Genomic DNA, 26,094 nt, shown 5'->3' on the forward strand with positions numbered 1-26,094 from the left:
CGGCCCACCTGGCGGGCGGCAGTGCCTAGGCGGCGGGCGCCCGGGTTCGTGAGCGCGCGGCCGCACGCACGCCGTTGACGGCGAACACCGCCAGCCCGGCCCAGATCAACCCGAAGCCGACCAGCTGCGAGGACGCGAACGGTTCGTGCAGGACCAGCACGCCGATCAGGAACTGCAGCGTCGGGCCGATGTACTGCAGCAGCCCGACCACCGACAACGGGATGCGGCGCACGCCGTAGGCGAAGGCGATTAGTGGCACCGCGCTGACCACGCCGGCCAGCACCAGCAGCGCGTCGTTGCGCCAGCCCCAGCCGGAGATGAAGCCGCCGCCATGGCCGTTCTCCGCCCACAGCGCGAAGGCCAGCGCCGGCGCCAGCATGAACAGGCTTTCCACGCCCAGCCCGGTCACCGCCTCGACCACCACCAGTTTGCGCAGCAGTCCGTACAGGCCGAAGGTGATGGACAACCCGATGGCGATCCACGGCGCGCGCCCGCTCTGCCAGGTCAGCCAGGCCACGCCCAGCGCCGCCAGCGCCACCGCCAGCCATTGCAGGCGGCCCAGGCGCTCGCGCAGCACCACCACGCCCAGCACCACGCTCAGCAGCGGGTTGATGAAGTAGCCCAGGCTGGTCTCGACCACATGGCCGGCATTCACCGCCCAGATGTACAGGCTCCAGTTGGCGCCGATCAGCAGGCTCGACAGGCCCAGCAGCCAGAACCGCCGCGGCGTGGCCCACACCTCGCGCAGCCAGCCCCAGCCACGCACGATGGCCAGGCCGCCGACCAGCAGCACCGCGCTCCAGATCACCCGGTGGGCGATGATCAGGAACGACGGCACCTCGATCAGCAACCGCCAGTACAGCGGGAACAGCCCCCAGATGACGAACGCCAGGGTGGTCGCCAGCAGGCCGTTGCGGTGCTCGTGCGCGGGCGTCATGCGCGGCGCAGCCGGGCCAGGGTGATGACTACGACGCCGGCCAGGATCACCGCCATCGCACCGATGTCCGCCGCACTGAAGCGCTCGTGCGCGATCCACGCGCCCAGCGCCACCGCGATCACCGGGTTGACGTAGGCATAGCTGCTGGCCAGCACCGGGCGCACGTTGTGCAGCAGCCACACGTAGGCGGTGAAGGCGACGATCGAACCGAACACGGTCAGGTAGCCCACCGCCAGCACGCCCTGCAGCGATGGCGGCCCGTCCATGCGCTCGCCGCGCAGCAGCCCGGCCGCCACCAGGATCGCGCCACCGCACAGCATCTGCGCGGCGGCGGTCATGAACGGCGACGGCAGGTCGCGCCCGCGCGACCAGATCGAACCGGCCGCCCAGCCCAGCGGTGCCACCAGCAGGAACACCAGCCCGGCCGGGGTCGCGGTCAGGCTGCTGCCGGCGTTGAGCCACAGCACGCCGGCGAAACCGACCGCGATGCCCAGCCATTCGCCAGCGGTCACCTTCTGTCCGCGGAAGGCGGAGAACAGCGCCATCCACAACGGCACCGAGGCCACCGCCACCGCGGCCAGCCCGGAGGACACGTCGCGCTCGGCCATGACCACCATGCCGTTGCCGAGGAACAGCAGGCTGAAGCCCATCACCGCCAGGGTCGGCCACTGCGCGCGCGTCGGCGCGGGCACGCCGCGCCAGCGCAGCAGCGCGTACAGCACCCCGCCGGCGATCACGAAGCGGGTACCGGAGATCACCGACAGCGGCGGCATGCCGCCTTCCAGCGCCAGGTGGATGCCGAGATAGGTCGAACCCCAGACCACGTACACGAGGAGCAGGGCCAGTACGACAAGGCCGCTCCGTGGAGCAGCCGATGTGGTGGGGGGCGCAGACATGGGACAGGTACCGCCATCCGGGGAATGCGGATTCTAGGGCACCACGACGCCGCCGATCAGCCCGAAAAACGGCATGCTGTATCCGCCGGGGCCGGCCCCCGGCATGCGTCGCCCACGCCGCTACTTTCCGGGATGCGCATTGGCGCCTGCGCACCCGCGCCGGGCGGCACGCCAGCCAGTGGAGCGAGCCGTAACCGCAGGCGCCCGCGTGCATGCGCGATGCCTGCCAGCCGGGCGCACGTTCCGCCGGGTGGACGCAACCGCGGAGCAGGCGCAGGCACGCGCCGCGGCATGCCTACGGTCAGCGCCTGGCGGTGTCGCTCGCCCCGCGCGCGGCCTCGAACTCCGCGCCCTGGTCCCACGCCGGCCAGCGCCGGCTGTTGGCCAGTTCCAGGCCCAGGTCGTAGACCAGCAGCGTGTCGGCGGCCAGGCCACGCGGGTCCCACTGCGGCGACCATGCGTCGCAGGCCTGGTGGTAGCAGCGGGCGAAATAGGCATCGCGCAGCGCGCGCCCGGCAGCGACGCCGCCGTCGCGCTTGTCCAGGCCGGCGCCGACGGTGATCGCCGGCACGCCCTTGCGGGCGAAGGCGAAATGGTCGGCGCGGTAGAAGAAGCCCGCTTCCAGGTTCGGGTCCGGCGACCAGCGGCGGCCGCGCGCCCGCGCGACGCGGTCCACGTCCGCCTCCAGCGAAACCCGGCCCTTGCCCCAGGTGGCGATGTCAGCGGTCTCGCCGTCGGGGCTGAACATCTCGATGTTCAGGACCGCGGCCGTGGTCTCCAGCGGCGCCAGCGGATGCTCGGCGTAGTAGCTGGCACCCAGCAGGCCCTTTTCCTCCGCGGTCAGGGCGATGAAGTACAGCGTGCGCTGCGGGCGCGGCCCGGCGGCGAACACCCGCGCCAGTTCCAGCACCGAGGCCACGCCGGTGGCGTTGTCGATGGCGCCATGGCGCACGGTGTCACCGCTGGCGTCGGGCTGGCCGATGCCGAACGCATCCCAGTGCGCGGAGAAGATCACCGATTCGTCCGGATGCGTCGCGCCTTCCAGCTTCGCCACCACGTTGCGGGTGACCACCGGTTCGCGCTTGACCTTGAAGCGCGCCGACAGGCGTGCGTCGCCCAGTTCCACCGGGTGGAAGTCGGCGCGCATGGCCTTGCGCTTCTCCGCGTCGAAATCCAGCCCGGCCGCGGCGAAGATGCGCTCGGCCAGCGTGCGCTGCATCCAGCCACGCAGCGGGGTGTGCTGCGCGCGCGCATCGGCCTCGCTGCGCTGGATGTCGAACAGTGGCGAGGTGCCGGAGGCCTTCACCGTCGCCCACGGATACGCCGCCGGCGCGGTCTCGTGCACGATCAGCACGCCTTCGGCGCCACGCCGCGCGGCTTCCTCGAACTTGTAGGTCCAGCGGCCGTAGTAGGTCACCGCCCTGCCGTCGAACGCGCCCGGTGCGTCGGCCTCGAAATCGGCGTCGTTGATCAGCACCACCGCGATCTTGCCGCGCAGGTCGACGTCCTTGTAGTCGTTCCAGCGCCGTTCCGGCGCGTCGATGCCGTAGCCGACGAACACCATCGGCACGTCCTTCAGATCCACCGCGCCGAGCGGGCTGAGGCTCTGCAGGGTCACGTCCTCGCCGTTGGCCAGCGGCAGGCGCTTGCCCGCCAGCCGCAGGCTGGCGTCGACCGCGCCGTCGACCTGCGCGCGCACCAGCGGCACCTCCTGCACCCAGCTGCCGTCCTTGCCGCCCGGCTGCACGCCGGCCAGGCGGAACTGCTCGACCAGGTAATCGACGGTGCGCTGCTCGCCGGCGGTGGCGGGGGCGCGGCCTTCGAACTCGTCCGAGGCCAGCACGCGCACATGCCGCGACAGCGCCGCCGGGTCGATGCCGCCGCCGGGCAGGTCGTTGGCGGCGCTGGCGATGCCGCCGACGAACAGGCAGGACGACAGCAACAGCATGCGCATCGGATTCACGGCGGTACCAGACAACAGGAGGATTGCGGGATTTTACCCGTAGATGCGGGGCTTGCCGCGCATGAAGCTGCAACGACGATGCCCCGTGCCGGGCGCGCCCGGCAGCTACGGCTTCGCGCGGTCCAGCCAGCACGCCAGCCCCTGCGCGTTGAGCTCGATGTCCATCTCGAGCACGCGCAGCACGCCGGCGTCGTCGAGCCGGCAGCCATGCGCGCGGGCGCGCTCCAGGTACAGCGCGCCCAGCGCCGCCACCAGCGCGCGGTGGCGGTCGCCGCGGCCATCGCAGGCGCGGGCGATGGCGGTCATCGCGTCGATCTGCGCGTGCAGGTCGGCGGCCAGCCGCGCGGCGTCCTGCACGCGGCCATAGTGGGTCAGGTACACCGCCTGCGGGGCCCGCGCCATCAGCCGCTCGATCGAGGCGTGCAGCGCATCGGGCTCGAACTGCACCGGCGAGGTGGTGGGGATGATGAACGCGCCGCGGGCGCTGTCCAGTTCGCGGTAGGACAGACCGAACGTGTCGCCGGTGAACCAGCTGCGGCTGGCCGCATCCCACACGCACAGGTGGTGGCGGGCATGGCCGGGGGTGTCGATGCACAGCAGTTCACGTCCTTCCAGCGACAGGCGATGGCCGTCTTCGGCCACCACCACGCGCTCGGCCGCCACCGGCACGATCTGCCCGTAGCTGCGCGCCATCTCCGCCTCGCCGTAGACCGCGGTGGCGCCGGCCACCAGCCGCGCCGGGTCGATCATGTGCGGCGCGCCGCGCGGGTGCACCAGCAGGCGTGCGTTGGGCAGCTGCCGCATCAGCGCACCGGCACCGCCGGCGTGGTCCAGGTGGACGTGGGTCAGGATCACCCAGTCGATGGCGTCCACGCCGAGCCCGGCGTCGGCGATGGCCGCCAGCAGGCGCGGCAGCGCATGGCTGGTACCGCAGTCGATGAAGGCGCCGCGGCCGTTGTTCACCAGCAGATAGGCGGCATCGAAGTGGTCGCGCTGGAAGGCGGTGTCGATGAGGTGGATGGCGTGCGCGGCATGCATGTGTCGGCTCCCGTGAGGCACGCCGATGCTGGCACCGGCATGGCGGGCACCGCAATACGGCTTTCGTCGCGCGGGCGCCGGCGGCCACGGCTGTCGTCGCGCCCGTGGCCACCCCAGGTCAGGCGTGGCGCAGCACCCGCGGCCGCAGCAGCAGCGCCAGCACCATCACCGCAAGGAAGCCGCCATAGGCATAGAGCACCGCCAGGATCTGCCGCCACAGGCTGTCGGCATCCATCTCGGCCGCGCCGATGCGGTAGCCCCAGTGCATCAGGCCGATGCTGACCAGCAGTGCCAGCACCAGCATGGCGGTGTCGTACACGGTGCGCGCGCGGTGCCGCGGTTGCCGCGGGAACCACCAGTACAGCGCGGCCATCACCGCGAACCAGGGCAGGAACAGCAACAACGACAACCAGGCCATCGTCAGCTCCATGTGCGGCGCACGCCGGACGGGCGCGCGCCATGGCGGGTGGTGGGCGGCGCGGGCGCCGTGTCCGTGTCAGTCCGCTTCGCGCAGATGGCGCAATGCCGCCAGTACCGGCTCGACGCCGGCCTCCAGGCGGAACAGCTCGCTCTGCAGCGCATCGCCCTGCTCGGCCTGCTTGAGCACGGCGATCAGCTGGCCGGCGTCGCGCGGCGAATCGAAGCCTTCGCTCTGCACCAGCAGCTGGCCCTCGCCGTCGAGCAGCTTGAAGTAGAACCGGCCGTCCTTCTCCCGGTACTGCTTGAACAGCGGCAGCGCGGCCTTGGCCGCGGCCACGGCCACGGCCTTCGGCGCGTCGCCGGCGCTGGACAGGTCGCGCAGCCCCACCGCGTGGCGCAGTTCCTTCAGCAGCGGGATGGCGAACTGCTCGCGCAGCTGCTGGCCGCGGCGGCGCAGGATCGCCTCGATCTTCTCCGGCTCGGCCATCAGCGCGTTGTAGCGCTCGCGCAGCGGCGACAGTTCGCCGTCGATGCGCTCGAACAGCTGCTGCTTGGCATCGCCCCAGCCGATGCCGGCGGCGAAGGCCTGCGCGAACGCGGCGGTCTGTTCCGGGGTGGCGAAGGCCTGGTACATCTGGAACAGCGCCGAGCCCTCGGTGTCCTTGGGTTCGCCGGGCGCGCGCGAATCGGTGACGATCGAGAACACCAGCTTCCGCAGCTCCTCGCGCGGGACGAACAGCGGGATGGTGTTGTGGTAGCTCTTGCTCATCTTGCGGCCGTCCAGGCCCGCCAGGGTCGCCACCTGCTCGTCGATGATCACTTCCGGCAGGGTGAAATACTCCTTGCCGTAGATGTGGTTGAAGCGCTGGGCGAAATCGCGCGCCATCTCGATGTGCTGGATCTGGTCGCGGCCGACCGGCACCTTGTCGGCATTGAAGATCAGGATGTCGGCGGCCATCAGCACCGGGTACATGAACAGCCCGGCGGTGATGCCGGCATCGTCGTCCAGCTGCTCCTCGCGGTTCTTGTCCACGGCCGCCTTGTAGGCGTGGGCGCGGTTGAGGATACCCTTGCCGGCGACCACGGTCAGGAACCACATCAGCTCGGTGGTTTCCGGGATGTCGCTCTGCCGGTAGAACCACACCGAGTCCGGGTCCAGGCCGCAGGCCAGCCAGCTGGCGGCGATCTCCAGGGTCGAGCGCTGGGTGCGCTCGGGCTCCTGCGACTTGATCAGGCTGTGCAGGTCGGCCAGGAAGAAGAAGCTTTCGATCCCCGGCGCGCGGCTGGCGGCGATGGCCGGGCGGATGGCGCCGACGTAGTTGCCCAGGTGGGGAGTGCCGGAGGGGGTGATGCCGGTAAGGACGCGGGTAGTCATGAACGCAGACGTGACGGACGGATTAACCGGCCCAGTGTAACCGCCGCGCGCCAACCCCGCCGCCCGCACCCATCCGTTCATGGCCGCGTCCCCGCCAACGGAGCCCGCCATGTACCGCTTCCCCGTCTGCCTGCTTGCCATCCTCGCCCTGTGCGGCTTCCGCCCGGCGCCACCGCTGCCTCCGCCGATGCCGGTGGCGCTGTCGCTGGTCGACCGCGACAGCGGCGATGAAGCCACGCCGTACCTGCATCGCGGCCAGCAGTGGGTCGCCGGCACCCCGGGGCACCGCTATGCGGTGCGCCTGCGCAACCTCAGCGGCGAGCGCGTGCTGGTGGTGCTGTCGGTGGACGGGGTCAACGCCATCAGCGGCCAGACCGCGGCGCCGGACCAGGCCGGCTACGTGCTCGAGCCCTGGCAGGACAGCGAAATCACCGGCTGGCGCAAGTCGTCGGCGGAGGTGGCGCAGTTCGTGTTCACCGACCGCGGCGACAGCTACGCCAGCCGCACCGGCCGACCGGCCGATGTCGGTGTGGTCGGCATTGCGGTGTTCGCCGAAGCGCGGCCGCTGCCCATCGCCGCGGCGCCGGCGCCGGCGCCACGGCCTGCGCCGCTGCGCGCGCAGGATGCGCGGGCCGGGCGCGCGATGGACGCACCGGCATCGGCGGCCGCTGCCGCCGGCCGCGAACGCCAGCAACTGGGCACCGGCCATGGCGGGCGCGAGGCATCGGCCAGCCACGCCACCGTCTTCGAGCGCGCCAGCCAAGCGCCCATCCAGGTCACCCAGGTCCGCTACGACACGCGGGCGCGCCTGGCACGGATGGGCATCGTGCCGGGCCAGCGCCGGGATCCCATGCCGCGCGCGTTCCCCGGTGGCTTCGTGCCCGACCCGCCGCCGCGCTGGCGCTGATCGCACAGACGCAGGACGGGCCGCGTGATGCGGCCCGTCCGGATGCTGCGGGGGAGGTGGCGCGCTGGTTCAGCGCCAGTCCGGATGATCCCGGTGCAGCGTGTCCTGGAAGTCGCGCACTTCCTTCTCGGCGCGGTCCTTGGCCCAGCCGTAGCGCTCCTGCAGGCGCCCTGCGAGGTACTCGGCGTTGCCCTCGGCCACCTTGAAATCGTCGTCGGTCAGATCGCCCCACTTGGCCTGCGCCTTGCCCTTGAGCTGGCTCCACTTGCCGGAAATGATGTCTTTGTTCATGCGTGTCTCCTTGCTTTTCTTCGGGGAATGGCGGCAACTCCGCCGCACGGACAGCATGCAGGCGCGAATGTTGGCAGGGCATCGACGATTTGTGTGCAAGCGCTGATGTTCTTGAACGGCGCTTCAGCTTGCGCCGGATCCGGCAACGAAAAAGGCCGGCAGGATGCCGGCCTTCTCCACGTACACCAATCGCCGTGGGTCAGCGCTTGGCTGCGTCCTCCACCTTCTCGCCGGCCTTCTGCACGTCCTTGCCGGCACCGGCAACGGTATTGCAGCCGGACAGCACCGCGATCGAGAACAGCGACAGCATCATCAGGGCAACCATGCGCTTCATGTCTATCTCCTGGGTGGCTCTTGGATGGCGCGGCCCGCAGGGACCGCGGCGGGGATCAACACTTGCCGTCGCTGCAGTCGTGGGCCTTGTCCTCGACCTTCTCACCGGCCTTCTGCATGTCCTTGCCGGCGCCGGCGACGGTGTTGCAGGCGCTGAGCGTTCCCGCCGAAAACATGGCCAGCAGGGCCAGCATCAGTACTCGCTTCATCAGGTTTCTCCTCTGCTCGACTGGCGGCCGCCGGGTGGCGACGCCGCGTGTGGAGAGGAATCTGGCGGCATTCACGTGCAGCGGGCGTGAACGCCGCCGGTGCGGGTTCAGCGACGTCGTGCCGCCCTCAATCGCGCATCAGGGTCGATTTCCCGAACAGGCTCTCGACCAGGTCGACCGCGAGCTTGGCGGTACGGTTGCGGCGGTCCAGCAACGGGTTGAGCTCGACGATGTCCAGCGAGCCCATCAATCCGGTGTCGGCGATCATCTCCATCACCAGCTGCGCCTCGCGGTAGTTGACCCCGCCCGGCACCGTGGTGCCGACGCCCGGGGCGATGCTCGGGTCGAGGAAATCCACGTCGAAGCTGACGTGCAGGTGGGTATTGGCGTCGACGCCCTCGAGCGCGGCCTCCATCGCCCGCTTCATGCCGCTCTCGTCGATGTAGCGCATATCGTATACGTCCACCTGGTGCTGTTTGATCAGGCGCTTCTCGTCCTGGTCCACCGAGCGGATGCCGATCTGCCGCACCTGCTGCGGCGAGATCGCCGGTGCGTCGCCGCCGAGCCTGGTCAGCGCCTCCGGGCCGAGCCCGCACAGGCACGCCACCGGCATGCCGTGGATGTTGCCCGACGGGGTGACTTCGGAGGTGTTGAAATCCGAATGCGCGTCCAGCCACAGCACGCGCAGCTGCTTGCCCTGCTCGCGGCACCAGCGCGCCACCGCGGTGATCGAACCGATGCCCAGGCAGTGGTCGCCGCCGAGCATGATCGGCAGGCGCCCGTCGCGCAGTTCGACCAGGGTCGCCTCCATCAGCGCGTGGTTCCACGCCACCACCTCGTCCAGGTGACGGTACCCGCCCACCGGTTCGGTCCATGGGTTGCGCGGCCCCTGCAGGTTGCCGACGTCACGCACGGCCACGCCCCGCGCGGCCAGCGCCTCGGGCAGCCCGGCGATGCGCAGTGCCTCCGGTCCCAGGCGCGCGCCGCGGTGGCCGGCACCGACGTCGGTGGGCACACCGATCAGCGAAACGGGACGATGAGTGGCCATGGTTCCTCCGGTTGCAAATGAAAGCAGTTTACCGGGCGCATGTGACCGTCGCCTGCGGCAACGCAGCAGCCTGCACGCGGGGGCCGGCGCGCCCGCCGTGCGGGCCGGGGTGAACCGGCGCCCTCCGTGGCCATGTGCGCCAGGGGCCCGGCGCGGCGCGGTTGACGCACGTCAAGGACAAGCCGCCGGTGCCTGCCTAGGCTGCCGCAATGGACACTCCGTCTCCCCTGTTCGACCCCGAACTGCTGCGGCGCTACGACGCACCGGGACCACGTTACACCTCCTATCCGACCGCCCCGCAGTTCACCCCGGGGTTCCAGGAAATCGACCTGCTGGAGATGGCGGCGACCAGCAACGGCGACCCGATCCCGCGCCCGCTGTCGCTGTACCTGCACATCCCGTTCTGCGCCAGCCCCTGCTTCTACTGCGGCTGCAACCGCATCATCACCCGCGACACCGCGCGCGGCGCTGCCTACCTGACCCGGCTGTACCGCGAGATGGCGATGATGTCCGCGCTGTTCGACCGCGACCGCGACGTCGAGCAGGTCCACTTCGGCGGCGGCACCCCCAACTTCCTCGCCCCGGCGCAGATCGCCGAGGCCATGGACGTGCTGCGCCGGCATTTCTCCTTCGCCCCGGCCGCGCGCCTGGACTGCTCGATCGAACTGGACCCGCGCTTCATCAGCCCCGGACAGATCGGCGAACTGGCCGCGGCCGGCTTCAACCGCGCCAGCCTCGGGGTGCAGGACTTCGACCCCGAGGTGCAGCGCGCGGTCAACCGCATCCAGAGCGTGGAACAGACCCTGGCGGTCATCGACGCCTGCCGCCGGCATGGGCTGCGCTCGGTCAACGTGGACCTGATCTACGGCTTACCGCGGCAGACCCTGGAAGGCTTCTCGCGCACCCTGGACATCACCCTGCAGGCGCGCCCGGAGCGGCTGGCGATCTACGGTTATGCGCACCTGCCGTCGATGTTCCGCCCGCAGCAACGCATCGACGCCAGCGCGCTGCCCGCGCCCGAGGCCAGGCTCGCGCTGCTGCAGTGCGCGATCGACAGGCTCGGCCAGGCCGGCTACGTCTACATCGGCATGGACCACTTCGCCCTGCCCGAGGACGGCCTGGCCGTGGCCCAGCGCAATGGCAGCCTGCACCGCAACTTCATGGGCTACACCACCCATGCCGAAAGCGACCTGATCGGCCTGGGGGTAAGCGCCATCAGCCACATCGGCCCCAGCTTCAGCCAGAACCCGCGCGACCTCGGCAGCTGGGAACAGGCCATCGACCGCGGCCACCTGCCGGTCTGGCGCGGCCTGCGCCTGGAAGAAGACGACCTGATCCGCGCCGATGTGATCCAGCAGCTGATGTGCCACGGCACCCTGGACTTCGGCGACATCGAGCGGCGGCATGTGATCGAGTTCCCGAACTATTTCGCAACGGCGCTGCAGCGGCTGCAGGCGCTGCAGCAGGACGGGCTGGTGGAGCTGTCCGCCAACGGCCTGGCGGCGACCTCGCGGGGGCGCCTGCTGTTGCGTATCATCGCCATGTGCTTCGACCGCCACCTGCCCACCGCCGCCGCAGCGACGCCGTGCTTCTCGCGTACGGTGTAACCCCGACGGGAGTGCCCGAATGAGTTCGCCGCTGGTCTTTCCGCGTACCGACGCGCGCATCGTCGCCGACGACGGCGACGCCCTGACGTTCTGTTCCACCTGCGCGTTCTCGCAGGCGTGCCTGTCCGAGGGCATGGACAAGGGCGCGCTGGCCGACCTGCACGTGCTGGTCGAGCATGTCGGCCCGCTGCGCGCCGGCGAGCACGTATTCCGCGAGGGCGACCCGTTCGGCGCGATCGCCGCGGTCCGCGCCGGCACGGTCAAGACCTACCAGACCGACCGCAACGGCCACGAGCAGGTGCTGGGCTTCCACCTGCCGGGCGAGGTGATCGGCCTGAACGCGATCCACGGCGACCGCTATCCCTGCAATGCGGTGGCGCTGGACACGGTGATGCTGTGCCGTTTCTCGTTCCCGCGCATCGCGCTGCTGGCCACGCGCCTGCCCAACCTGCAGCAACACCTGTTCAAACTGATGAGCCGCGACATCGGCGTGGCCTCGCTGTTCGCGCGCGACAACAGCGCCGATGAGCGCATGGCGGCATTCCTGATCGGCCTGTCGCGACGCCTGGCCGCGCGCGGCTTCTCGCCGCGCCGGTTCCAGCTGACGATGGCCCGCACCGATATCGCCAACTACCTGCGCCAGGCGCCGGAAACGGTAAGCCGGGTGCTGCGCCGGTTCGAGCAGGACGGGCTGCTGCACATCAAGCAGCGCGACGTGGAGATCCTCGACCTGCCGCGGCTGGAGGCGATGGCGCTGGCGGTCCTGCGCGACTGAGCCTGCCTGGCGTTACGCTTACCGCGCATCCCGAAGCCCCCCCCAGGAGCCCGCCCCGTGCGGGCTCCTGTCATTGCAGCCGTTGCCGTTGATTCTGCCTTTGCCTTTGCCTTTGCCTTTGCCTTTGCCTTTGCCTCTGCCTTTGCCTCTGCGTTTGCCTCTGCCTTGGCTTCTGCCTTGGCTTCTGACTTCCGGATCCCCTTCCGCAGCGACGGAGCCGACGGACAAGACCCCGCAGGGGCGACGTGCATGGGTTCGGGGAAACAGGCGAAGCACTGCTTCGCCCCGCCGGACGGGCGGGCGCCGCACGGCGCCAGCCCCGGACTCGGCAGCGAAGCGGGCGAGCACGTCGTTTTTCGACGAGACAGGGGCGAACCGGAAACAGGCGAAGCACTGCTTCGCCCCGGTGAGCGGGCTGGCGCCGTGAGGCGACTGCCCCGGCCCCAGCTGCATCGCAGCTGGGTCTCGTCGAAAAATCCCGCTGGCGGAGTGGACCCGGCGCGCGTAGCGCGTCGGGCGCGTAGGCAGGGCGTGTTGACCAGCCATCCGGCTGTTGAAAAGCGCCTCTTTGGGCCACGTTTCTTTGCACGAGCAAAGAAGAGCTCTTCAACAGCCGAATGGCAGGTCAAGGTGGCTCGCTCCTGCGGAGCAGGAGTGAAAGCTCTGCTTTCAGGCTCCCGCTTTGGCTCTGCGCCTTGGCTGTTGTCGTGTAGTTCTGGAAAGCTGAAGCAACAGCAAGAGCAGAATCAAGAGCTTTCGCTCCCCTTCGGGGCGCGAGTTACTTCTCTTTGCTCGTGCAAAGAGAAGTAACCAAGAGAAACACGGGCCGGGACGCGATCCGTCGGGCTGCGCCCGCCGGTTCCCTGTGCTCCTCACGGATCAGGGGGACGGCGCACAACTCGCTTCGCTCAGACACGTGCGCCTCTTCGCCCCCGGCCCCGCTGCGGTGCTCGGCTCGCTCTACGGCCGTGAAAAGTCAAAAGCCAAGAGCAGAGCAAGATCACGGCAACTGCAACGGCAACGGCAACGGCAACGGCAACGGCATGAAGCTCTCGCCAGGGTGTCCGGACCGCAATCACCGCCATGCTTGACCTGCGTCATGGAGCCCCTTGGCGGCCACGCCGATGATGCGCCGGTATCCTCAGGAGAGCCGCATCATGAATTCGACACGCAAGCTATGGGTGGGGCTGGCGGCCCTGCTCATCGCCTCGTTCGCCGTCCTGCTATGGGTCGGCAGCGAGGTCCATCGCCAGGCCCCGCCCTTGCCCGAGAAGGTCGTGACCGAGGACGGCCAGGTCATCTTCACCCGCAAGGACATCGAGACCGGCCGCCAGGTCTGGCAGTCGATCGGCGGCCAGCAGCTGGGCTCGATCTGGGGTCATGGCGGCTACGTCGCGCCGGACTGGGGCGCGGACTGGCTGCATCGCGAAGCCGAAGCGGTAATGGACCTGTGGGCCCGGCGCGAGGCCGGCGCGGAGAGCTACAAGCAACTCGACGCAGCCACCCAGGCCGCCTACGCCAAGCGCGTGCAGACCCTGCTGCGGCCCAATACCTACGACGCCGTGGACGGCGCGATCATCGTCGACAACGACCGCGCCGCGGCGATCGCCACGGTCGCCGCGCATTACCAGAGCCTGTTCTCGGCCGACCCGGCCACTGCCGGACTGCGCGAGGCCTACGCCATGCGCAACGATACCGTGCCCGATGCCGGACACCGCCGCCAGCTCACCGCGTTCTACTGGTGGGCGGCCTGGGCCTCGGTGACCGAGCGCCCCGGCTCGGACATCACCTACACGGCCAACTGGCCGGCCGACAGCCTGGTCGGCAACACCGCGCCGCCGAGCACCTTCATCTGGACGGTGTTCAGCGTGCTGTTCCTGATCGCCGGCGTCGCCCTGCTCGGCTGGCATTACGCGGTCAACCACGGCGACGAAATGGCCCCGGTGCTGCCGAAGACCGATCCGCTGGCCGCGATCAAGGTGACCCCGTCGATGCGCGCCACCGCCAAGTACTTCTGGGTGGTGATCGCACTGTTCCTCACCCAGATCCTGCTCGGTGCCATCACCGCGCATTACCAGGTGGAAGGCCAACAGGCCTACGGCTTCGCCATCGCCGACGTGCTGCCGTACTCGCTCACCCGCACCTGGCACACGCAGCTGGCGGTGCTGTGGATCGCCACCGCCTGGCTGGGCATGGGCCTGTATATCGCGCCGGCGATCTCCGGCCATGAGCCGAAGTTCCAGCGGCTGGGGGTCAACTTCCTCTGGATCTGCCTGATCGTGATCGTGGTCGGCGCGTTCGCCGGGCAATGGTTCGCGGTGATGCAGAAGCTGGGGCTGGAGCGCAACTTCTGGTTCGGCCACCAGGGCTGGGAATACGTGGACCTGGGCCGCTTCTGGCAATGGTTCCTGTTCATCGGCCTGGTGCTGTGGCTGACCCTGGTGGGCCGGGCGCTGTGGCCGGCGATCAGGAACGGCGGCGAGTCCAAGTCGATCGTCAGCCTGCTGTTCCTGTCGGTGGTCGCCATCGGCCTGTTCTACGCCGCCGGCCTGATGTGGGGCGAGCATACCCACCTGTCGATGGTCGAGTACTGGCGCTGGTGGGTGGTGCACCTGTGGGTGGAAGGCTTCTTCGAAGTGTTCGCGGTGGCGGTCATCGCCTTCCTGTTCACCCGCCTGGGCATGCTGCAGGTGAAGTCGGCCACCGTGGCCGTGCTGTTCGCCACCATCGTGTTCATGGCCGGCGGCGTGCTCGGCACCCTGCACCACCTGTACTTCACCGGCACCCCGACCGCGGTCATCGCGCTGGGCGCCAGCTTCAGCGCGCTGGAAGTGGTGCCGCTGGCCTACGTGGGCTTCGAGGCGTACCACAACTACCGCATGGGCAAGGCCACGCCGTGGATGGCGAAGTACAAGTGGCCGATCCTGTTCTTCATCGCGGTCTCGTTCTGGAACCTGGTCGGCGCCGGCCTGTTCGGCTTCCTGATCAACCCGCCGCTGTCGCTGTACTACATGCAGGGCCTGAACCTGACCCCGACCCACGGCCACACCGCGCTGTTCGGCGTGTACGGCATGCTCGGCATCGGCCTGATGCTGTTCTGCCTGCGCGGGCTCAAGCCGGACGTGGTGTGGAACGAAAAGCTGCTCAAGGCCAGTTTCTGGGCGCTGAACCTGGGCCTGGCCGGCATGGCCGCGTTCACCCTGCTGCCGCTGGGCATCCTGCAGCTCAGCGCCGCGCTCAAGCACGGCTACTGGTATGCGCGCTCGGCCGAGTTCATGCAGCAGCCGATCGTGGACATGCTGGTGTGGATGCGGGTGCCGGCCGACACGTTGTTCAGCGTCGGCGCGCTGGCGCTGGCGTGGTTCGTGTTCCGCCTGTGGGTGGCGCCGAAGAAGGCAGCGCTGCCGGTGGGCGAGGCCGATCAGGCCTGATCGGATACATCGCACGATGCAACGGGAAGGGCCGCGCAAGCGGCTCTTCTTCTTTGGGCACTTCAGCCGGACGCCTGTTGTTGTTGGCGTTGCCGTGATTTTGTTTTTGCCTTTGCATTTGACTTCCGGGTCCCCTTCCGCAGCGACGGAGCCGACGGACAAGACACCGCAGGGGCGACGTGCATGGGTTCGGCGGAAATAGGCGAAGCACTGCTTCGCCCCGGTGAGCGGGCTGGCGCCGTGAGGCGACTGCCCCGGCCCCAGCTGCATCGCAGCTGGGTCTCGTCGAAAAATCCCGGCGGCGGAGTGGACCCGGAGTGCCGCTGGTACGGAAAGCGCTGAGGCAGAGGCGTGTTGACCAGCCATTCGGCTGTTGAAAAGCGCCTCCTTCTGGCCACGTTTCTTTGCACGAGCAAAGAAGGTGGCTCGCGCCCCGAAGGGGAGCGAAAGCCCCTGATTCCGCTTCCGCCATTGCTTGGGCTCCCCAAGGCCGGCCAGAGCGTCGACCAAGAGAACCGTGCCCGGCCGATAGCCGGGAAATCCAAAGGCAAAGCATGAAAGCAGGTGCTTGAAAGCAGAGCTTTCACTCCTGCTTCGCAGGAGCGAGTTACTTCTCTTTGCTCGTGCAAAGAGAAGTAACCAAGAGAAAGCACGGGCCGGGACGCGATCCGTCGGGCTGCGCCCGCCGGTCCCCTGCGCTCCTCGCGGGCCGAGGGGACGGCGCACAACTCGCTTCGCTCAGACACGTGCGCCTCTTCGCCCCTCGTCCCGCTGCGGTGCTCGGCTCGCTCTACGGCCGGGGAAGTCAAATGCCAAGGGCAACGGCAAGATCAACAGCGACAGCGACAGCAACCGCAAGGGCAAGAGCAAGAGCTGCGAGCCGCCGGCCCGCGACCGGCCCCAGACCTGACCCACGTCAAGGCACCGCCCACCGCCCGGTAGCAAGCTGCACCCCATGAAAACCGAAGCCACGCCGCCGCCCCGCCTCTCGCCCGCGTGGCTTGCCCACGCCCCGCACCGGCTGATGTTCTTCGTCGGTGCGGGCAACGTGCTGCTGGCGATGCTGTGGTGGGCGCTGTGGCTGGCAGCGGCGCGCTGGGGCGGCTGGACGATGCCGGCGCTGGCGATCCCCGCCGGCTGGCTGCATGCCTTCGTGATGCAGTACCTGGTGCTGCCCAGCTTCATCTTCGGCTTCCTGCTGACCGTGTTCCCGCGCTGGATGGGCCTGCCCGAGCTGGAACGCTGGCGCTATGTGCCGGTGGGCCTGGGCCTGATGGGCGGGCAGCTGGCCATCCTGCTCGGCGCCGCGGGATGGCAGGCCGGGCTGACCGTGGGCCTGTGGATGGCGCTGGCCGGCTGGACCTCGGCGCTGTTCACCCTGGGCCGCCTGCTGGCCGACGAGAAGGGCCGCACCTGGCATGCGCGCTCATGCTTCGCCGGGCTGCTGCTGGGCTGGCTGGGGTTGGCGATGTTCATCGCCTTCGTGCTCGGCGCCTCGCCCGCCTGGGCCTTCGCCAGCATCAAGATCGGCGGCATGGGCCTGCTGCTGCCGGTGTACGTGACCGTGGCGCACCGCATGTTCCCGTTCTTCGCCAGCAACATCGTGCCGGGCTACCAGCCGTGGCGACCGCTGCCGTGGCTGGGCGCGGTCTGGGTGCTGCTGCTGGTGCACCTTGGACTGGAACTGGTGCACGGCTATGCCTGGCTGTGGTTGGCCGATGCACCGCTGCTGCTGTTGACCGGCTGGGCGGTTTGGCGCTGGTGGCCGCGGCGGCGCATGCCCGGCCTGCTGGCGGTGCTGTTCGTCGGCAGCGCATGGCTGCCGGTGACGTTCGCGCTGTACCTGGTGCAGAGCGTGACGTACCTGGCCAGCGGCGACTTCATCCTTGGCCGCGCGCCGATGCACGCGCTGTTCATCGGCTTCTTCGGCAGCCTGCTGGTGGCGATGGTGACGCGGGTGACCCAGGGCCACTCCGGGCGGCCGCTGATGATGCCGAAGGTGGCGTGGTTCGCGTTCGGGTTGCTGCAGGCGGTGGCGGTGATGCGCATCGTCGCCGACATCGCGCCCGACGCGCTGGCGTGGCAGGCCGCGGCCGCGTTGGGCTGGCTGCTGGCGCTGGCGCCATGGGTCACGCGCATCGGCCGGATCTACCTGGCGCCGCGTGCGGACGGGCGCCCCGGATGAGCGCGATGCTGGCGTTCTACCCGGACATCAAGCTTGTCCATATCAGCGCGGCGATGACCAGCGGCACGCTGTTCGCGCTGCGTGCGTTGGCGCTGATGGCGGGCATGCGCTGGCCGCGGCTGGCCGCGGTGCGCTACCTGAGCTACAGCATCGACACCGTGCTGCTGACCGTGGCGATGATGCTGCTGACCCTGCTGCCGGCAGCGCTGTTCGCCAACGGCTGGCTGTGGGCCAAGCTCGTCTTCCTGGTGGCCTATGTCGGGCTGGGCATGGCCGCATTCCGGCGCGGACGCGAGGCGCGCGCGCGCGTGGTCCTGGTGGCAGCCGCGGCGCTGTGCTTCCTGCAGGTCTACGGCATCGCGCGGACGCATCATCCGCTGGGCTGGCTGCTGTGGCTGGGCGGTTGAGCGCGGTGGCGACGACCTGCCTGGACCTGCGCGGCCTGCCGGCCCCGCAGCCGATGGAGCGGATCCTCGCCTGCCTGCACACGCTGCCGGCGGGACAACGGCTGCTGGCGCTGACCCCACTGTATCCGGCGCCGATGCTGCCGATGCTGGAACACATGGGCTTCGCCTGGGACGTGCACGGCCTCGCCGACGGCGCACGCCTGGTGGTCTGCCACGCCGCCGAGCGACACCTCCTGGATATCCCGCCGTCACCATGAGCGGCCTGGCGTTCGCCCAGGCGCCACCGCCCTCGCATCCGCTGCGCTTTCTGGCCACGTCCCTGCTCTGGGGTGCAGTGGCCGGTGCGTGGCTGCTGCTCGCGGGCGACAACCTGCTGCTGTCCCCGCATGCGCCGGCCACCCTCGCGCTGACGCATGTATTCACCCTGGGGCTGCTGGGCAACGCGATGCTCGGCAGCCTGGTGCAGTTCCTGCCGGTGGCCGCAGGCAGCCCGCTGCCGCTGGTGCGCGGCGTCGCACCGCTGCACGCCACGTTCAACCTGGGCGTGATGTTGCTGCTGCCGGCGATGGCCGCGCATTCGGCCGCATGCGGCGTGCTCGCGGTGCCCCTGCTGCTGGGCACGCTGGCACTGGCCGCTGGCGCGGTACTGGTCGCGGTGGCGCGCGGCAGCGGCGCGCGCACCGTACGCACCGGCATCGGCCTGGCCGCGGCATCGCTGCTGGCGACGCTCGCCCTGGGCGCCGCATTGCTGTCGATGCGACTGGGATGGCTGGTGCCGGCCCGGCCGCTGACCGCCGCACACGCCGGCTTCGGCCTGCTGGGCTGGGTGCTGGGGCTGCTGGCCGCGGTGGGCGGCGTGGTCATGCCGATGCTGCAGGGCGTGCGTTGCATCGCGCCGGTATGGCGGTGGGGCTGGCTGGTCCTGCTGGCCGGGCTGATGCTGGCCGCGGCGGCCGATGGCCTCGGCGCCACGCTGCCGGCGGCCGGGTCGCGCACCCTGGCGACCTTGCCGTTGCTGCTGTTCGCCAGCACGGTGATCGCGCTGCAACGGCGCGCGCCGCATCGCCGCGGCAGCATGTTGCGGCGCTTCTGGGTACTGGGCAGCGTGGCGCTCGGCGGCGGCGCACTGGCGCTGTGGCTGCCGGGCCGCGAGCTGCTGGCCGGGGCGCTGCTGGTGGCGGTGGGCTTTCCCGCGCTGGTGTTGGGCATGGCGATGGAGATCACCGGCTTCCTCGCCTGGATCGCGCTGCGCCGACGCCTGCCGCGTGGTGTCCGCGTACCCGGCGTCGGCCGCCTGTTCGCCGAGCGGCACAAGCGACGGGTGTGGTGGCTGCACGCGGCCGCGTCGCTGTCGCTGGCCCTGGCCTGCGTGCTGCCGGGGCTGACGCGCCTGGCCGGCACATTGCTGTTGCTGGCCTGGCTGGGCGCCGCGTGGGCGCTATGGGGTTGCTGGCGCGCTGCATCGACCTGGCACCCCTGAGCGCGGCGCTCCACGATGCTGCGCGGACCTGCGCCCGCACGGGCTTTTGACATGGGTCAAGCCATGCGCAATTGCACTGCAATCAAGGCGTTCCAGCGTGTCCGGATTGATCCGGATCAACGCTGGCGGGCAGTCCGCGCCGGGAACATGAACCCATCGGCCAGAGGCCATTCAAGGGGTAACATCATGAAGCGCCTGCACCACCCGTTCGTCGCCTGTGCACTCGCCGGCGCCATCGCCGCCGCCTTCGCCGGCAATGTTTTCGCCGCCAGGAAAGACGTCGCCGAAGCACCGCTGGAAACGATCCAGGCCGTGCTGACCGCACCGCCGTTCGCGCCGCCACCGATCACCCGCAAGACGCCGGCCCATGTCGTCGTCGACCTGGAAATGGTCGAGAAGGAGATGCGCATGGCCGATGGCGTGAGCTACAACTTCTGGACCTTCGGCGGCACCGTGCCGGGCAGCTTCATCCGCGTGCGCAAGGGCGACACGGTGGAGTTCAAGCTGAAGAACCACCACAGCTCGCACTTCTCGCACAACATCGACCTGCATGCGGTCACCGGCCAGGGCGGCGGCGCCGAGGCCACGTTCACGCTGCCGGGCAAGGAAACCCAGTTCACGTTCAAGACGCTCAACCCGGGCCTGTACATCTACCACTGCGCGATGGCGCCGGTGGGCATGCACATCGCCAACGGCATGTATGGCCTGATCCTGGTCGAGCCGGAGGAAGGGCTGGAGCCGGTGGACAAGGAGTTCTACGTGGTGCAGGGCGACTTCTACACCGAGGGCGCGCACGGCGACCCCGGCCTGCAGGCCTTCAGCCTGGAGAAGGCCATCGACGAACACCCGACCTACGTGGTGTTCAACGGTTCGGTCGATTCGCTGCAGGGCGACAAGGCGCTGACCGCCAAGGCCGGCGAGAAGATCCGCATCTTCGTCGGCAACGGCGGCCCGAACCTGGTGTCGAGCTTCCACGTCATCGGCGAGATCTTCGACAAGGTCTACACCGAGGGCGGCTCGAAGTACCAGGAGAACGTGCAGACCACGCTGGTCCCGGCCGGTGGTTCGGCCATTGTCGAGTTCAAGGCCGACGTGCCCGGCAACTTCGTGCTGGTCGACCACAGTATCTTCCGTACCTTCCACAAGGGCTCGCTGGGCATCCTCAAGGTCGAGGGCGAGAAGAACCCGGAGATCTACACCGGCCAGCAGCACGACATCGACTACACCGAAGGCGTGCCGCAGGGCAGCCAGTACAAGTAAGCAGGGCCCCGCACATGGAACGGACGCTCCTCCTGGTGTTGCTCCTGGCATCGGCCACGGCCGCTGCCGTGGAGGCCGATGACGGCTACCGCAACGTCCCCGGCGGGCCGTTCCGTTCCTCGGTGCGGTTCGAGGAGACCTCCGCCACGCGCGACGTGGCGGCGTTCTCGATGATGGCGCGCCCGGTCAGCAACGCGCAGTTCGCCGCATTCCTGGCGCGCAACCCGCAGTGGCGGCGCGACCAGGTTCCAACGGTGTTCTCCAGCCCCGGCTACCTCGGCCACTGGGCGCGGCCGGATGCACCCGGCGATGCGCTCGATCCGCAGGCGCCGGTCACCCATGTGAACTGGTACGCGGCCGACGCCTATTGCCGTGCCGACCAGGCGCGCCTGCCGACGTTCCTCGAGTGGGAGTACGCGGCCGCCGCCGACGCCACCCGCGCCGATGCGCGCGATGACCGCCGCTGGCGCCTGCGCCAGGTCAACGACGGCACACCGCATGCGCCCGATGCCGCCGCCGGCGCACCGGCCAACGTGCACGGCATCCACGCCCTGCACGGCGCGCACTGGGAGTGGAGCGAGGATTTCGCCTCGCTGCTGGCCGCTGGCGACCGCCGTGGCCAGGCCGACGGCGACGCCCTGCGCTACTGCGGCGCCAGCGCCATGGCCTTCAACGACCCGGGCGACTACGGCGTGGTCAAGCGCTTCGTCCTGCTGTCCGCGCTTCAGCCCGGGGCCACCCTGGGCAATCTCGGTTTCCGCTGCGCAAGGAGCCAGCCATGAACAGACCCATCGCATTCCTGCTGCTCGGCCTGGCGCTGGGCGTTTCGCCCGCGCTCAATGCCGCCAACGCGCCGGTCGCGCCGGCCGCCAGCCTGCCCGGGCAGTCGCTGTACCACCTGCAGGTCACGCTCACCGACCAGCACGGCAAGGCCGTCCCCTGGGCATCGCTGCGCGGCCGCCCGCAGCTGGTGTCCATGTTCTACGGCAACTGCCACCTGATGTGCCCGCTCATCATCGAGAGCGCCAAGGCCGTGCACAAGCAGCTGCCGGCGGACCAGCGCACGCGCCTGGACGTGGACATGCTCACCCTCGATCCGGTGCGCGACACGCCCGCCGCGCTGGCCGGGATCGCGCAGCGCCACCGCGCGCCCGACGACTGGCGCTTCCTGCAACCGGCCGAGGGCGATGTGCGTGCGCTCGCCAACCTGCTGGACGTGCGCTACCGCTTCCGCGACGACGGCAGCATCAACCACACCAGCGTGCTGGTGCTGCTCGACGCGGAAGGCCGCGTACGCGCGCGCAGCGAGGTGCAGGGCGTGGCCGCGGACCCGGAGCTGGTCGCTGCCATCGGCGCCGTGCTCGACGGCCGCTGACAGCCGTGCATGCGGTCACGCCGTCGTAGCGCCCGGTAGCGGCGTAGCGGGCAGACGCATCGATCCGGCCGGGACAGGTACCGGCGCATCCCGGGTACACATGCGGAACGGGATCCGCTGGCCGCGCATCGGCGGCAGGGAAAGCGGCACGCCCGGCGCCGCAGGGGCGCCGGCGTGGCCATGGCCGGCAACGATGCGTCGAGCGGCGCCACGCGGCCACCGCTCCACCAGGCCATGGCCTCAGGCGGGCGGCGCCCCCGACGCGGCATCGGCCTGGCGGCCACCGCCAGGCAGCATGCGCCGCAGGGTGTTGTCCTTCTGCACGTAGTGGTGCGCCAGCGCGGCCAGCGCATGGATGCCGATCAGCCAGTAGCCGAACGTGCCGATGGTCTCGTGCAGCTCCTCAAGCGTGTCGGCCAGCGTGGCGTCCGCCGCCACCAGCGGCGGCAGCACCAGGCCGAAGAACGGCACCGGCTTGCCGGCGGCGCTCAGCACCAGCCAGCCCAGCAACGGCTGCGCGATCATGAACACGTAGAGCAGCACGTGGACCGAGCTGGCCGCCCACCGCTGCCAGGCCGGCGGTGCCGGGACGATCGGGGGCGTGGTGGTCAGCAGTCGCGTGAGCAGCCGCACCCACACCAGCGCGAGGATCGACAGGCCGATCGAGAAATGCAGGCTCTTCATCAGGTCGCGGGCGGCGGTGCCCCTCTCGAACATCCCGCGCAGTTCGATGGAGGCATACGCCAGCACGAACAGCAGCAGCATCAGCCAATGCAGCCCGATCGACCAGCGGTTGTAGGTGTCGTGTTTCATGGATTCCGGCTCCTGTGTCTGTTGCGGTTCTGCCAAGGCCTTCGACCCGGGACGCCCCGCGCGCGCCAGACCGGCGCCACCGACGGTTGTTCCCGTGGGTCATGCGTCACGATGCCGGCCATCCCCGCCGGACACCGCGGTTGGGTCGTCCGGCCCTCCCGCCGTCGACCCCGCGATGGGCGCGCACCCCGCGCGGCCCACCAGGTACGCGGACACGATACGCCCATCGCGTTCGCCACGCTGGCGGCGGCAGGTGCCGTCCACCCGCCGATGCGCGCGACCGGCCACGTCCACACGCGCCGTGCCAATGCGCAGGCAGGGGGAACCAGTGGGTGCCGGCATGGTCGCCGCACCATCACCCGCAATCGCAGGCGCATCGCCAGCCGCGCGGGCAGCAACGAGCCGCGCTGGATGCGGCGCCTGCCAGGCGCCGGTCGATGCCGGGTCGTGCGCGCGGGCCTGGCGCCGTGGCCTTACTTCTTCGTGGACTGGGCGATATGGCGGTCCCAGTAAGCGGCCAGCTGCATCGCCTTGCGCGCACTGAGTTCGCTGCCGATCCGGCGCATCGCCTCGTCCTGGCCCGGCATCCCCAGCGCAGTCCGCTCGCGGGCGATCTCCAGCAGGGCACGTTGACGAACGGTCAGATTTCCAAACGGGTCGAAGTAGGAATCCAGCCGTGTCTCATCCTGGATTCCCGTCCAGGTGAAGGTTTCAGCGCCCGCCTGGTCCGCGACCCGTTGGTAAGCATCAATCGCTTCTCGCGGGCTCATCCGCCCGGTCAGGCGGGCGAAGCGCGCCTCCAGCAACCGCGTCTCGTGTGTCTGCCCGTGCTCCGCCAGCGACTTCAGCGCGGCGGCCACATACGCCTGGGCCATGTTCCCGGTATCCGCCTGCACCCCCAGCAGGTTGAACGTCGCGATCGCCGCATGGTGCCCAGGCCGACCGGCGGCCGCCAGTTCGCTCCGGGTCGGATGTCCCAGCGTTGATGGCTGGACGATCTCGATACCTGCATCCGCGGACAGGATGTTCTCTATGTCGCGCTTGTGGAACTCACCCACGATGAGCACCACGGTCGATCCGGGGCGTGCCCTGGCCGCGCTTGCCAGGCGCCTGGCCTGCAGGAACGTCCGGTACAGGAACATCCGCCGGGGCAGGTCGTGCCCGGCCTTCGCAGCCGGCGTCGCGGCCCAGTCGGCGATCCGCTGCGTGTTGGCCGGGTTTTCGGCATGAAACAGCGTGCGTTGCAGCTGCACCGGCTGTGGGAACGAGAGGAACTGCTGATAGCCGGAAACGGGCCGTATTTCGGGGACCGATGACAGATCCAGGTCGAACCCCAGCCGGGCGTCCTCGGCCGATGGCTGCCAGTCAACCGGACACAGCGCCACACCATGCTCCCTGGCGAACGGAACCGCGACATCCTGCACCTCATAGGTGAATTCGTAATAGCTGTTGCGGGCGAACTCGTCGGGAGAGCGCTCGATGCAGATCGCGTCAGGATCGGCACGCGCGAGGAACGCGGCCAGGTGCGCCGGACTGTCCGCCGGCGCCACGAGCTGGGCGGCATGGTCGACCCCGAGGACGATGACCTTCGTTTTCGCTTCACTGGCCGCGGCAGCCGCGACGAACGCCGTGCACAGCAACGCTGCCGATATCCATCGTGAGTGATCCATGGCGTGTCCATCCGTTGTTCGGGCATTGGAATTCTAGAAAACAGCGGGTGCACTCAACCGTGCCATTGGTTGTAGTCAACCCGGCTTTGCCCGACGCCACGAACGTCGCGGCAGGGCCGTGCCCGGCGCCCTTGGGAAGCCGCCATGGCGCGGGCATCGGCGAGCGCGGCGACCACCGCGGCAGGCCGCCTGGAGATCGCAGGATGGCTTTGATCCACGCCGCCGCACGCCAGGCGCGGCGATATGACGGGCACCCGCCGTACGCGTCACCCCGTGGCTTCCTCCAACGCATCGGCCATCTGCTGCGAGGGCCGGTACTCGGCCAGCCACTGCCTGAAGGCGGCGCTGGTCATCGGACGGGCAAAGAGATAGCCCTGGAAGTGGGTGCAGCCGAGACCGACCAGCAGGTCACGCTGCTCGACGGTCTCTACCCCTTCGGCCAGCGCATCCATGCCCATCACGTGCGATATCTCGACAATCTTGCCCAGCAAGCGGCGCGCACTCTCCTGCTTGACGGCTTCGTCAACGAAGCGCCTGTCGATCTTGAGTTTCCGTACCGGCAGCGCGCGCAGCGTGGACAGGGAAGAGTAGCCCGTGCCGAAATCATCCAGCGCCCACGTGACTCCCATCCTTTCGAACGCGATCATCCGGCTGGCCAGCAGCGCTGGATCCGCCGACAATGCGGACTCGGTCAGCTCCAGCTCCAGCAACCCGGGGTTGATCCCGGAAGCGCGGATGAGCGCGGATGCCGCGGCCAGGAATTCCTCGTCCAGCAGCTGCACGGGGCTGACGTTCACCGCCAGCTTCAGTCCGCGGGTGGCCGGGGCGCGCGACCATTCATTCAAGGTCTCGCAGCCCTGGCGAAGGACTTCCAATCCAAGATCACAGATCAGGGCGCTGTCCTCGGCCACCGGAATGAAGGCATCAGGCGAGAGCAGGGTGCCGGAGGGATGACGCCAACGCACCAGTGCTTCCGCACCGGTAATGGCACCGTTGCTGAGCAGCTGTGGCTGATAGTGGACTTCGAACTCACCCTTGCGGACGGCACGCGCAAGTTCGCGTTCCAGGCGCAGGCGCCGGCCTATGTCGTTGCGGTAGATGGCGAAGATGAGCACCAGCAGCGCCATCGAGAACGCCGTGTTCAGACGCGCGCCCCAGGCGCGCACTTCCAGCGGGGGCGACACGCCTGGTGCAAGCGGATCCAGTGCCCCGATCGCGAACGCCGAGAACATGGCCAGGCATGCCAGCGGGAAGAAGAGCGAGCCATACCTTTGCCGTGCCTCGAACGTGGACGCCGCACCGGCCGCAAGCGGCAGCAGGAACAGGTGGGCCGAACGCGGCACCCAGGCGACCGGCGCATCGATCAGGGCGATCACGCACACCACCAGGAATATGCCATTGGCCACTATCAGCAGCGACGTCGCATCACTGCGCGGCACGCGATGCAGGGCGAATATTCCAACCGCGATCAAGCCCACGAACACCAGTGACAGGTCGCCGCGGCCGAAGTAGAGATAGCAGAACGTCCATGCCAGCCCCAGGCAGATGCAGGTCCCGCCGGCAATGGACAGGATGGTCCGTGTCCTGTCCTGCTGCATGGATCGACGTGAACCGACACGGGACGGAGGCATCTGCAGCACGACCAAATCCTTCTGGAATCGCCTTTCATTTTAC

The 26,094-nt window shown here is 69.4% G+C and carries 25 protein-coding genes; 11 read left to right on the top strand and 14 right to left on the bottom strand.

Annotated elements, in window-relative coordinates; genetic code table 11:
- Positions 1 to 25 precede the first annotated feature (25 nt).
- The 6 genes from B1L07_14495 to B1L07_14520 all read right to left on the bottom strand — a co-directional run bounded on the left by B1L07_14495 (position 26) and on the right by B1L07_14520 (position 6,629).
- Positions 26 to 937 (bottom strand): hypothetical protein, encoded by a 912-nt coding sequence (locus B1L07_14495; GenBank protein ID AUZ56099.1) that lies wholly within the window; start codon positions 935 to 937, stop codon positions 26 to 28.
- A complete protein-coding gene (locus B1L07_14500) occupies positions 934 to 1,833 on the bottom strand; it encodes a drug/metabolite exporter YedA (GenBank protein ID AUZ56100.1) in 900 nt (299 codons plus the stop codon). The genes B1L07_14495 and B1L07_14500 overlap by 4 nt, the downstream gene beginning before the upstream one ends.
- 301 nt (positions 1,834 to 2,134) lie before the next feature.
- Entirely contained in the window at positions 2,135 to 3,787 is a 1,653-nt protein-coding gene (locus B1L07_14505) for a peptidase M20 (GenBank protein AUZ56101.1), read from the bottom strand.
- Positions 3,788 to 3,901: 114 nt separating this feature from the next.
- On the bottom strand, positions 3,902 to 4,834 hold the full coding sequence (locus tag B1L07_14510; protein AUZ56102.1) for an MBL fold metallo-hydrolase: 933 nt from the start codon (positions 4,832 to 4,834) through the stop codon (positions 3,902 to 3,904).
- Between the two features lie 118 nt (positions 4,835 to 4,952).
- Positions 4,953 to 5,252, bottom strand: a complete 300-nt coding sequence (locus tag B1L07_14515; GenBank protein AUZ56620.1) for a hypothetical protein — start codon at positions 5,250 to 5,252, stop codon at positions 4,953 to 4,955.
- A gap of 78 nt (positions 5,253 to 5,330) precedes the next feature.
- Positions 5,331 to 6,629, bottom strand: coding sequence for a tryptophan--tRNA ligase (locus B1L07_14520; GenBank protein ID AUZ56103.1), 1,299 nt, complete (start codon positions 6,627 to 6,629; stop codon positions 5,331 to 5,333).
- 109 nt (positions 6,630 to 6,738) lie between these two features.
- On the opposite strand from B1L07_14520, the gene B1L07_14525 reads away from it, so the two are divergent.
- A complete protein-coding gene (locus B1L07_14525; GenBank protein AUZ56104.1) occupies positions 6,739 to 7,536 on the top strand; it encodes a hypothetical protein in 798 nt (265 codons plus the stop codon).
- A gap of 69 nt (positions 7,537 to 7,605) precedes the next feature.
- On the opposite strand, the gene B1L07_14530 is transcribed toward B1L07_14525, so the two are convergent.
- The 4 genes from B1L07_14530 to B1L07_14545 form a co-directional block, all read right to left on the bottom strand.
- A complete protein-coding gene (locus B1L07_14530; protein AUZ56105.1) occupies positions 7,606 to 7,827 on the bottom strand; it encodes a hypothetical protein in 222 nt (73 codons plus the stop codon).
- A gap of 199 nt (positions 7,828 to 8,026) precedes the next feature.
- Complete coding sequence (locus B1L07_14535; GenBank protein ID AUZ56106.1) at positions 8,027 to 8,161, bottom strand: entericidin; 135 nt, start codon at positions 8,159 to 8,161, stop codon at positions 8,027 to 8,029.
- A 55-nt stretch (positions 8,162 to 8,216) separates the two neighbouring features.
- Positions 8,217 to 8,369 carry an entericidin gene (locus B1L07_14540; protein AUZ56107.1) on the bottom strand — a complete coding sequence of 51 codons (153 nt, stop codon included), beginning with the start codon at positions 8,367 to 8,369 and terminating at the stop codon, positions 8,217 to 8,219.
- Positions 8,370 to 8,496: 127 nt separating this feature from the next.
- The gene (locus B1L07_14545; protein AUZ56108.1) at positions 8,497 to 9,417 is read right to left on the bottom strand and encodes an arginase; all 921 of its coding nucleotides are present in this window, start codon (positions 9,415 to 9,417) and stop codon (positions 8,497 to 8,499) included.
- 209 nt (positions 9,418 to 9,626) lie between these two features.
- On the opposite strand from B1L07_14545, the gene B1L07_14550 reads away from it, so the two are divergent.
- Together B1L07_14550 and B1L07_14555 are read left to right on the top strand one after the other, a co-directional pair.
- The gene (locus tag B1L07_14550; GenBank protein AUZ56109.1) at positions 9,627 to 11,024 is read left to right on the top strand and encodes an oxygen-independent coproporphyrinogen III oxidase; all 1,398 of its coding nucleotides are present in this window, start codon (positions 9,627 to 9,629) and stop codon (positions 11,022 to 11,024) included.
- Positions 11,025 to 11,043: 19 nt separating this feature from the next.
- Entirely contained in the window at positions 11,044 to 11,799 is a 756-nt protein-coding gene (locus tag B1L07_14555) for a transcriptional regulator (protein AUZ56110.1), read from the top strand.
- A gap of 18 nt (positions 11,800 to 11,817) precedes the next feature.
- On the opposite strand, the gene B1L07_14560 is transcribed toward B1L07_14555, so the two are convergent.
- Entirely contained in the window at positions 11,818 to 12,027 is a 210-nt protein-coding gene (locus tag B1L07_14560) for a hypothetical protein (GenBank protein AUZ56111.1), read from the bottom strand.
- A gap of 929 nt (positions 12,028 to 12,956) precedes the next feature.
- Between B1L07_14560 and B1L07_14565 the strand changes: the two genes are divergently transcribed.
- The 8 genes from B1L07_14565 (at position 12,957) to B1L07_14600 (ending at position 21,937) form a co-directional block, all read left to right on the top strand.
- Positions 12,957 to 15,230 carry a nitric oxide reductase large subunit gene (locus tag B1L07_14565; GenBank protein AUZ56621.1) on the top strand — a complete coding sequence of 758 codons (2,274 nt, stop codon included), beginning with the start codon at positions 12,957 to 12,959 and terminating at the stop codon, positions 15,228 to 15,230.
- 955 nt (positions 15,231 to 16,185) lie between these two features.
- A complete protein-coding gene (locus B1L07_14570) occupies positions 16,186 to 17,415 on the top strand; it encodes a short-chain dehydrogenase (GenBank protein AUZ56112.1) in 1,230 nt (409 codons plus the stop codon).
- A 5-nt stretch (positions 17,416 to 17,420) separates the two neighbouring features.
- Entirely contained in the window at positions 17,421 to 17,822 is a 402-nt protein-coding gene (locus tag B1L07_14575; protein AUZ56622.1) for a hypothetical protein, read from the top strand.
- Positions 17,798 to 18,079, top strand: coding sequence for a hypothetical protein (locus B1L07_14580; protein ID AUZ56623.1), 282 nt, complete (start codon positions 17,798 to 17,800; stop codon positions 18,077 to 18,079). Before B1L07_14575 ends, B1L07_14580 begins: the two co-directional genes overlap by 25 nt.
- Entirely contained in the window at positions 18,076 to 19,302 is a 1,227-nt protein-coding gene (locus B1L07_14585; GenBank protein ID AUZ56113.1) for a hypothetical protein, read from the top strand. The genes B1L07_14580 and B1L07_14585 overlap by 4 nt, the downstream gene beginning before the upstream one ends.
- Positions 19,303 to 19,488: 186 nt before the next feature.
- Positions 19,489 to 20,562 carry a nitrite reductase, copper-containing gene (locus B1L07_14590; protein ID AUZ56114.1) on the top strand — a complete coding sequence of 358 codons (1,074 nt, stop codon included), beginning with the start codon at positions 19,489 to 19,491 and terminating at the stop codon, positions 20,560 to 20,562.
- Between the two features lie 14 nt (positions 20,563 to 20,576).
- A complete protein-coding gene (locus tag B1L07_14595; protein AUZ56115.1) occupies positions 20,577 to 21,344 on the top strand; it encodes a hypothetical protein in 768 nt (255 codons plus the stop codon).
- The gene (locus B1L07_14600) at positions 21,341 to 21,937 is read left to right on the top strand and encodes an SCO family protein (protein AUZ56116.1); all 597 of its coding nucleotides are present in this window, start codon (positions 21,341 to 21,343) and stop codon (positions 21,935 to 21,937) included. The genes B1L07_14595 and B1L07_14600 overlap by 4 nt, the downstream gene beginning before the upstream one ends.
- A 240-nt stretch (positions 21,938 to 22,177) precedes the next feature.
- Here the strand turns inward: B1L07_14600 and B1L07_14605 are convergent, their stop codons facing one another.
- The 3 genes from B1L07_14605 to B1L07_14615 form a co-directional block, all read right to left on the bottom strand.
- Positions 22,178 to 22,750 (bottom strand): cytochrome B, encoded by a 573-nt coding sequence (locus B1L07_14605; GenBank protein AUZ56117.1) that lies wholly within the window; start codon positions 22,748 to 22,750, stop codon positions 22,178 to 22,180.
- Between the two features lie 473 nt (positions 22,751 to 23,223).
- Complete coding sequence (locus B1L07_14610) at positions 23,224 to 24,420, bottom strand: hypothetical protein (protein ID AUZ56118.1); 1,197 nt, start codon at positions 24,418 to 24,420, stop codon at positions 23,224 to 23,226.
- 266 nt (positions 24,421 to 24,686) lie between these two features.
- Complete coding sequence (locus B1L07_14615; protein ID AUZ56119.1) at positions 24,687 to 26,018, bottom strand: diguanylate phosphodiesterase; 1,332 nt, start codon at positions 26,016 to 26,018, stop codon at positions 24,687 to 24,689.
- Positions 26,019 to 26,094: the final 76 nt, after the last annotated feature.

Origin of the sequence: Stenotrophomonas acidaminiphila, from assembly GCA_002951995.1 — a bacterium.
Lineage (GTDB): Bacteria > Pseudomonadota > Gammaproteobacteria > Xanthomonadales > Xanthomonadaceae > Stenotrophomonas > Stenotrophomonas acidaminiphila_A.

Bases quoted from the DNA above. Each gene is read 5' to 3' on its own strand.
- B1L07_14605 (AUZ56117.1), bottom strand. From the start codon at position 22,750: ATGAAACACGACACCTACAACCGCTGGTCGATCGGGCTGCATTGGCTG.
- B1L07_14525 (AUZ56104.1), top strand. From the start codon at position 6,739: ATGTACCGCTTCCCCGTCTGCCTGCTTGCCATCCTCGCCCTGTGCGGC.
- B1L07_14575 (AUZ56622.1), top strand. From the start codon at position 17,421: ATGCTGGCGTTCTACCCGGACATCAAGCTTGTCCATATCAGCGCGGCG.
- B1L07_14585 (AUZ56113.1), top strand. From the start codon at position 18,076: ATGAGCGGCCTGGCGTTCGCCCAGGCGCCACCGCCCTCGCATCCGCTG.
- B1L07_14615 (AUZ56119.1), bottom strand. From the start codon at position 26,018: ATGCAGCAGGACAGGACACGGACCATCCTGTCCATTGCCGGCGGGACC.
- B1L07_14530 (AUZ56105.1), bottom strand. From the start codon at position 7,827: ATGAACAAAGACATCATTTCCGGCAAGTGGAGCCAGCTCAAGGGCAAG.
- B1L07_14565 (AUZ56621.1), top strand. From the start codon at position 12,957: ATGAATTCGACACGCAAGCTATGGGTGGGGCTGGCGGCCCTGCTCATC.
- B1L07_14550 (AUZ56109.1), top strand. From the start codon at position 9,627: ATGGACACTCCGTCTCCCCTGTTCGACCCCGAACTGCTGCGGCGCTAC.
- B1L07_14505 (AUZ56101.1), bottom strand. From the start codon at position 3,787: ATGCGCATGCTGTTGCTGTCGTCCTGCCTGTTCGTCGGCGGCATCGCC.
- B1L07_14610 (AUZ56118.1), bottom strand. From the start codon at position 24,420: ATGGATCACTCACGATGGATATCGGCAGCGTTGCTGTGCACGGCGTTC.
- B1L07_14555 (AUZ56110.1), top strand. From the start codon at position 11,044: ATGAGTTCGCCGCTGGTCTTTCCGCGTACCGACGCGCGCATCGTCGCC.
- B1L07_14570 (AUZ56112.1), top strand. From the start codon at position 16,186: ATGAAAACCGAAGCCACGCCGCCGCCCCGCCTCTCGCCCGCGTGGCTT.
- B1L07_14590 (AUZ56114.1), top strand. From the start codon at position 19,489: ATGAAGCGCCTGCACCACCCGTTCGTCGCCTGTGCACTCGCCGGCGCC.
- B1L07_14540 (AUZ56107.1), bottom strand. From the start codon at position 8,369: ATGAAGCGAGTACTGATGCTGGCCCTGCTGGCCATGTTTTCGGCGGGA.
- B1L07_14545 (AUZ56108.1), bottom strand. From the start codon at position 9,417: ATGGCCACTCATCGTCCCGTTTCGCTGATCGGTGTGCCCACCGACGTC.
- B1L07_14535 (AUZ56106.1), bottom strand. From the start codon at position 8,161: ATGAAGCGCATGGTTGCCCTGATGATGCTGTCGCTGTTCTCGATCGCG.
- B1L07_14500 (AUZ56100.1), bottom strand. From the start codon at position 1,833: ATGTCTGCGCCCCCCACCACATCGGCTGCTCCACGGAGCGGCCTTGTC.
- B1L07_14520 (AUZ56103.1), bottom strand. From the start codon at position 6,629: ATGACTACCCGCGTCCTTACCGGCATCACCCCCTCCGGCACTCCCCAC.
- B1L07_14515 (AUZ56620.1), bottom strand. From the start codon at position 5,252: ATGGCCTGGTTGTCGTTGTTGCTGTTCCTGCCCTGGTTCGCGGTGATG.
- B1L07_14595 (AUZ56115.1), top strand. From the start codon at position 20,577: ATGGAACGGACGCTCCTCCTGGTGTTGCTCCTGGCATCGGCCACGGCC.
- B1L07_14495 (AUZ56099.1), bottom strand. From the start codon at position 937: ATGACGCCCGCGCACGAGCACCGCAACGGCCTGCTGGCGACCACCCTG.
- B1L07_14600 (AUZ56116.1), top strand. From the start codon at position 21,341: ATGAACAGACCCATCGCATTCCTGCTGCTCGGCCTGGCGCTGGGCGTT.
- B1L07_14510 (AUZ56102.1), bottom strand. From the start codon at position 4,834: ATGCATGCCGCGCACGCCATCCACCTCATCGACACCGCCTTCCAGCGC.